4 protein-coding genes and 2 pseudogenes are annotated in these 6,306 nt (G+C 38.9%); 2 read left to right on the forward strand and 4 right to left on the reverse strand.

Annotated features, from left to right (window positions below; genetic code table 11):
• Nucleotides 1-60 precede the first annotated feature (60 nt).
• Nucleotides 61-1,542, forward strand: a complete 1,482-nt coding sequence (locus tag HMPREF9088_RS01185) for a nucleotide sugar dehydrogenase (protein ID WP_040366024.1) — start codon at nt 61-63, stop codon at nt 1,540-1,542.
• Nucleotides 1,543-1,700: 158 nt separating this feature from the next.
• On the opposite strand, the gene HMPREF9088_RS01190 is transcribed toward HMPREF9088_RS01185, so the two are convergent.
• On the reverse strand, nt 1,701-3,071 hold the full coding sequence (locus HMPREF9088_RS01190) for an FAD-dependent oxidoreductase (protein ID WP_040366027.1): 1,371 nt from the start codon (nt 3,069-3,071) through the stop codon (nt 1,701-1,703).
• A 376-nt stretch (nt 3,072-3,447) separates the two neighbouring features.
• On the opposite strand from HMPREF9088_RS01190, the gene HMPREF9088_RS01195 reads away from it, so the two are divergent.
• Entirely contained in the window at nt 3,448-3,807 is a 360-nt protein-coding gene (locus HMPREF9088_RS01195; RefSeq protein WP_007207269.1) for a YxeA family protein, read from the forward strand.
• 48 nt (nt 3,808-3,855) lie between these two features.
• Here the strand turns inward: HMPREF9088_RS01195 and pepT are convergent, their stop codons facing one another.
• The 3 genes and pseudogenes from pepT to HMPREF9088_RS12510 all read right to left on the reverse strand — a co-directional run.
• Nucleotides 3,856-5,076: a peptidase T gene (gene pepT, locus HMPREF9088_RS01200; protein WP_040366028.1), complete on the reverse strand. Its 1,221-nt coding sequence runs from the start codon at nt 5,074-5,076 to the stop codon at nt 3,856-3,858.
• Nucleotides 5,077-5,108: 32 nt separating this feature from the next.
• A pseudogene (locus HMPREF9088_RS11535) lies at nt 5,109-5,579 on the reverse strand (peptide ABC transporter substrate-binding protein); the annotation flags it as partial.
• Nucleotides 5,580-5,603: 24 nt separating this feature from the next.
• Nucleotides 5,604-6,050, reverse strand: a pseudogene (locus HMPREF9088_RS12510) (divalent metal cation transporter); the annotation flags it as partial.
• Nucleotides 6,051-6,306 lie beyond the last annotated feature (256 nt).

Consider the following 6,306-nt stretch of genomic DNA (forward strand, 5'->3'; position numbering starts at 1 on the left):
CACTTTTTACTAATTTATTGTATAATTAATGTTATAAATAATAACAAAAGGAGATTCATGATGAAAACTTTTTCCAGCACAACTCTTGCTAATTTACTTATTACAAAGCGGAAAAAATTACAATTAACCCAACAAGAACTTGCAGATCAGACTGAGATCAATCGTGCCCTTATTTCGAGAATTGAAAAAGAAACCTTTGTCCCCTCAATTCCACAGTTAGAAAAACTAGGTCAAGTCCTTGCCTTTGAACCAGAGAGCGTCTTTCTAGCCCATAGCGATGATGTTATCAAAAGCCCCGCTCCGCTAAATATCGCTGTTGCCGGTACTGGTTACGTTGGCCTTTCTGTCGCAGTCCTATTGGCTCAACACAACCATGTCACAGCGGTCGATATCATCCAAGAAAAAGTCGATTTAATTAACCAAAAAAAATCACCTATTCAAGATGATTACTTGGAAGAATATTTAGCAGACAAAGAGTTAGACTTAACTGCGACACTCGATGCTGAATCAGCCTATAAAAACGCAGACTACGTAGTGATTGCAGCCCCTACCAATTACGATAGCCAACGCAACTTTTTCGATACTTCAGCGGTCGAAACGGTGATTGAGCTAGTTTTAAAAATAAACCCAGATGCCTTTATGGTCATTAAATCAACGATTCCTGTTGGCTACACGGAGTCTGTTCGTCAAAAATACCAAACGAATCGAATTCTATTTAGCCCAGAATTTTTACGTGAATCTAAAGCACTATATGACAATCTTTACCCAAGTCGCATCATCGTCTCGACTGATCCAAGCGATCATGACATCCAAGTTGCAGCAGAAAATTTTGCCGCGCTCTTGCAACAAGGTGCGATTAAGCAAGCCATTCCGACACTACTCATCGGTTGTACGGAAGCCGAAGCTGTGAAGTTATTTGCCAATACCTATTTGGCTTTACGCGTATCTTACTTCAACGAACTAGATACCTATGCCGAAACGAAAGACTTAAATACGCAAGATATTATTGATGGCGTTTGCCTAGACCCACGTATCGGAACACACTACAACAATCCATCCTTTGGCTATGGCGGTTATTGCTTACCAAAAGATACGAAGCAATTATTGGCAAACTATGACGATGTGCCACAAACAATGATTACTGCGATTGTTGAAAGCAATCGCACCCGTAAAGACTTTATTGCAGACCGTGTCTTGAATCAAGCAAACTACTATAGCTACGACGAAGAAAACACCTACGATACAAACGTCGAAAAACACGTGGTAATCGGTGTCTATCGCCTAACCATGAAGTCTAACTCTGATAACTTCCGTCAAAGCAGCATCCAAGGAATCATGAAACGAATCAAAGCCAAAGGTGCGACGGTGATTATCTATGAACCAACATTACCAGACGGCTCTACTTTCTTTGGTAGCCTTGTTGTAAATGACCTAGCTAAATTCAAAGAGCAAACCCAATGCATCATCGCCAATCGTTTTGACCAAGCACTAAATGATGTGAAAGACAAAGTCTACACCCGTGACTTGTTCCAAAGAGATTAAAAAAAAAAGACTGATACAGAATGATTCAGCGAAAAGCCAGAAAATCCGTAAGTTATTCTCAAACTTTTGGATTTTCTGGCTTTTAGTAGCTAATTTTAAATCACTAATTTCTTGAGCACATAATTAGTCATAGTCAAAGACTCGTTTGACCCAATATTTTATGCGTTCACTTGTTCTTCTTTTGCCATTTGTTGTTCTTGCGCCATCGCAGCTTGTCCTAAAATATTCAAGTAATTCCATGGACGATCGTATACTGGTTGGAAGAAGAAGTCTGTCAAAGCTAAGTCTTCAATCGTCATTTTCGCTTGAATAAAGACAGACAATGTATTCGCTGAAGCGGTACAGTCATATTTAGACATAATTTGTCCACCAACGATGCGATGTGTCCCCACTTCATAAACGAGCTTCATGTATAGTTTTTCATTCGTCGGCATAAACTCTGGACGGTAGAAATCTTCTACGTAAACGGAACGTGTCTCTAATCCGAAGAATCCCGCTGATGCATCATTGACACCTGTCGAACCAATATTGTAGCCAAACAAATGCAAGCCTGATGTCGATTGGGTTCCACGGTAGCTTAATGTTTCACCGGCAATATTTTTTCCGACAAGCATGCCCATCCGTACTGCATTTGTGGCTAATGGAATATAGGCATGTCCACCATTTGGATTGTAATTCACCGCACAGCTATCACCAGCAGCAAAGACATCTGGCGCACTTGTTCGCATATAATTATCCACTAAAATAGCACCATTTGGCAGCATGTCGACTTGATCTTTCACCAATTCAGTATTTGGTCGGAAGCCAACACACATAATTACCATGTCCGCTTCATATTCACCAGCTGAAGTGACTACTTTCGATACTTTGCCGTCTTCACCATAGAAGCCTTTGACCATTTCATTTAAGTGAACATTGACGCCATGATTGACAAGTTCATCTGTCAAAATATCAGTAAACTCTGGATCAAGATACTTATTCAAGATGCGATCTAAGCCATCTAATAAGGTCACTTCACGACCTTCATTAGCAAACGCTTCGACTAGCTCAATCCCGATGTAGCCACCACCCACGACAACAATTTTCTTTTTGTCATCTTTCTTTTTAAAAATTTCTTGGGCTTGATTGTAGTTTTTACATAATTGAACATTCTCTAAATCCAACCCATCAATCGGCGGAATAATTGGCCATGAGCCAGTAGTTATTACTAATTTATCATAAGATTCTGTATGACTTTCATCCGTCTTTAAATTACGAACGGTGATTTCTTTCTTGGCAATATTGACATCTGTCACATCATGCTCCATATGAACATCCGCACCCATTGCTGTCAATTCTTGTGGATTCGAATAAAATAGCCCTTCTGGATCCTTCACAACACCGCCGACATATAATGCAATCCCACAAGAAAGGAACGACACATTGTCATTTCTTTCATATACTTTTACTTCTGCTTCCGGATGGTCACTCAAGATAGTCTTCACTGCCGAAGTCCCAGCATGTGTGCATCCAATCACGATAACTTTCATAAAATCCTCCTCAATCATCTTTATGGTTTTAGGGTATTTTCTAACAGATTAATTATCTGTTTTATTCAGTATAACATTAATATATCAACGTTTGCAAAGGTTTACAATTCGTGTAATACTACACGATAAAAGTGAATTTCATCACAAAGAAGAATCCTATAACCACCTTGTTATCACCTGATTTTTAAGAGATACGTGAGTCTTTCACAATCGTTGTTTCATATTTCACAAATGAAATAGCCAATTATTACCTGTTTACCTGTTTAAACATTTGTTGGATATAACAATTTTGTTCGTCTTTTTTTAGCTAAATGCATCAAAAAAAAAATTCCTACACGCTATACTGAATTTAGAAAATAAATGGAGTGTGAATGAGATGTTTAAAAAAATCATGGTTGCGTTTTTCGCAGTAATCTTACTTGCCTTTGGTGGCTATAAATTAATAGAAGCCTACTTTTTCAGTGGCGAAGACTATTATGTTCAAGTAACGACTGATGGAAAAAAAGAAGTCTTTTCAGCATCAGGAACCTCATTAGTCGATTACCAGTACTCGCTTACTGGTTATAATGATGAAGGATCAGCTAAGAAATTATCCTTTTCAACAGTCCAAGAGCAACCACTACGTAAGATGGCCTATTTAAAAGTAACCTATAATGATAAAAAAGGGGTGACGTCCTATCAAGAAGTCAAAGCCAGCGCCCTACCTGAAAAAGCAAAAGAAAAATTAGTGGATTAGCAAACTACGAAAAAATAGAGTGTGACAGATTTTTGTCACACTCTATTTTTATCTCCCACTCAATTCAACAATTTTCACCAGTGTTTCACTGACTTTTAGCATTGCTTCTTCGGTGACGAACTCATATTGTCCATGGAAGTTTTCGCCACCTGTAAAAATATTTGGTGTCGGAATTCCCATATACGATATCTTAGATCCATCTGTTCCCCCACGAAATGGAGAGACAATCGGTTCTAAGCCTACCGCTCGAATCGCTTCTAGAGCGACGTCGACTGCTCGTGGGTCTTTATCGATAATGTCGCGCATATTGTAATATTGGTCATGCATGGTTATCGCAATCCTTGGGCGATCTAGGGTGGCATTGATTTCTTCTACTATTGTATACAAGGCTTGTTTGCGCGCTTCGAACAACTCATGGTCATGATCACGAATAATATAGGTCATTTCTGCTTGACCAATTGACCCATTCAAGTGATTAAGTAAGTAAAATCCTTCTCGTTCTCTCGTGCATTCAGGTACATCTTCAGCTGGTAATTTTTGCTCAATTGCATTAGCAATCTTCAATGCATTTACTAAACGACCGTACGCAGTCCCTGGATGAACACTCGTGCCTTCGATTGTAAGCTTGGCTTCAGCTGCATTGAATGTCTCATATTCAAAATGGCCCAAGCGACCACTATCAATCGTATAGGCATAGGCGACCGGAAAATTAGCCGCATCAAACAAATCTGCCCCACGGCCAATCTCTTCATCCGGACCAAATGCGACCCAGACATCCCCTCGTTGTTCTTTTGGCCATTGCTTGATTTGTTCCAACATATGAAATATTTCAACAATGCCTGCTTTATCGTCCACACCCAATAGCGTTGTACCGTCTGTCGTAATGAGTGTCTGACCGACATAGTCTGTTAAATTAGGAAATTCAGCGACGGTCATCACGATGTCTTTCTCTTTGTTTAATACAACATCTTGACCGTCGTAATTTTCGTGTACTTGTGGTTGGATATGCTCACTGGCAAAGTCTGCCGTATCCAGATGAGCGATAAATCCGACTGCAGTTTTTTCAGGATTTCCTTTTAAAACTGCGGTCACAAAGCCATTTTCCCGATTGTGCGTAATCGATTCAACACCAAATTCGGGCAATTCCTCCGCTAATAGTTCTGCAAAGGAAATTTGACCTCTCGTCGTTGGTACGGTATGTGAAGATGCATCAGAGCGTGTATTTAATTTGGCATACCGGATAAATCGTTTCGTTATTGAATGAACCATTGTTTCGCTTCCTTTCACCTGTTCGGATATCCTTATTCTATATAAGCTCCACGCAAATTGAAATAGTCTCCATACAAATGGTAGGCAATTCCTTTAATTTTCGGATTGATTAAATAATTAGAGGCACTTTGGTATAGAGGTACTTGCGCGGCATCTTGCGTTAAGAGAATTTCTTCAGCTTGTTTGTAATCTGCAAACTGTTGGTTCGGGTCATTGGCATCTCTGGTCCGTGCTTTTTCAACTAGAGTCGTATACTCAGCATTATCATAGGCGCCATAATTATATGCTGATCCTGTTTTATATAAATTAAAATACGAATCCAAATCGCTGCTACCAGCAATCCCACCAGAAAGGGACAACTCATAGTTCTTATCTCGACGTGATTGGTTCAAATTATTTTTGGGTTGTGGCGTAATGGTAATGGTTAGACCTGATAAATGTTCTTGCAATTGCGCTTGGATGAATTCAGAAATTTTCTTGCCATTATCATCATCAGATACCAAAAAATCATTTGAAAAATAGCAATACAACATGGCAACAATCATAATCATGGCTCCAAGACGCCAGTCGATACCAAATACCAAACTCATACCTGCACCCGTACCTGAAATATTTCCAATTGTAAAGAACATACATGATAAGAATGTAGTGATACCCACTATCCGTGCCGCCCATTTTCCATAATAGTGGCGTATTGCTGCAATAGTTGGCATATTCGTCATTACTGAAATACGATACGTTGTCATCATAAAAGCAATTCCCATAAATCCAATTGGAATTAATAACCAGAGCATTTTATATCCATAATCTGAACCTAACATTGCAGCTGTAGTAATCGATCCAGGACCCAAGACAATCCCTGTCAAAATAATACTAGGGCCGATTTTTTTTAATAAATCCTTTAAAGGTACTTTTTCAACCGTGTGTTTTGTAACAACACATGGCTCAACTTGTTCAATTTTTTGACTTTCCATGATTAATTGGCACCTCTGTTCTTTTATTTTCAAATCATTTTTGCCGATTAGAATCGGCAATCCCCTAATACAATCGTATATTTTTCAATTTTCGATACTTTTTTACAGCAAAATTGAAAGAACCTAGACGAGAAATACATTCTTTTAAAAAAAGAAAGCGTTTTCCTTACCTGATTTAGTTATATCATTGTTCCATCTGCTTCTCAACAAAACAACCAATTCCTGCAATAATTTGCGGATAATCGTAAGCGCCCAA

The sequence above is a fragment of the Enterococcus italicus DSM 15952 genome (assembly GCF_000185365.1).
Classification (GTDB): Bacteria; Bacillota; Bacilli; order Lactobacillales; family Enterococcaceae; genus Enterococcus_G; species Enterococcus_G italicus.

Bases quoted from the DNA above. Each gene is read 5' to 3' on its own strand.
- pepT (WP_040366028.1), bottom strand. From the start codon at position 5,076: ATGGTTCATTCAATAACGAAACGATTTATCCGGTATGCCAAATTAAAT.
- HMPREF9088_RS01195 (WP_007207269.1), top strand. From the start codon at position 3,448: ATGTTTAAAAAAATCATGGTTGCGTTTTTCGCAGTAATCTTACTTGCC.
- HMPREF9088_RS01185 (WP_040366024.1), top strand. From the start codon at position 61: ATGAAAACTTTTTCCAGCACAACTCTTGCTAATTTACTTATTACAAAG.
- HMPREF9088_RS01190 (WP_040366027.1), bottom strand. From the start codon at position 3,071: ATGAAAGTTATCGTGATTGGATGCACACATGCTGGGACTTCGGCAGTG.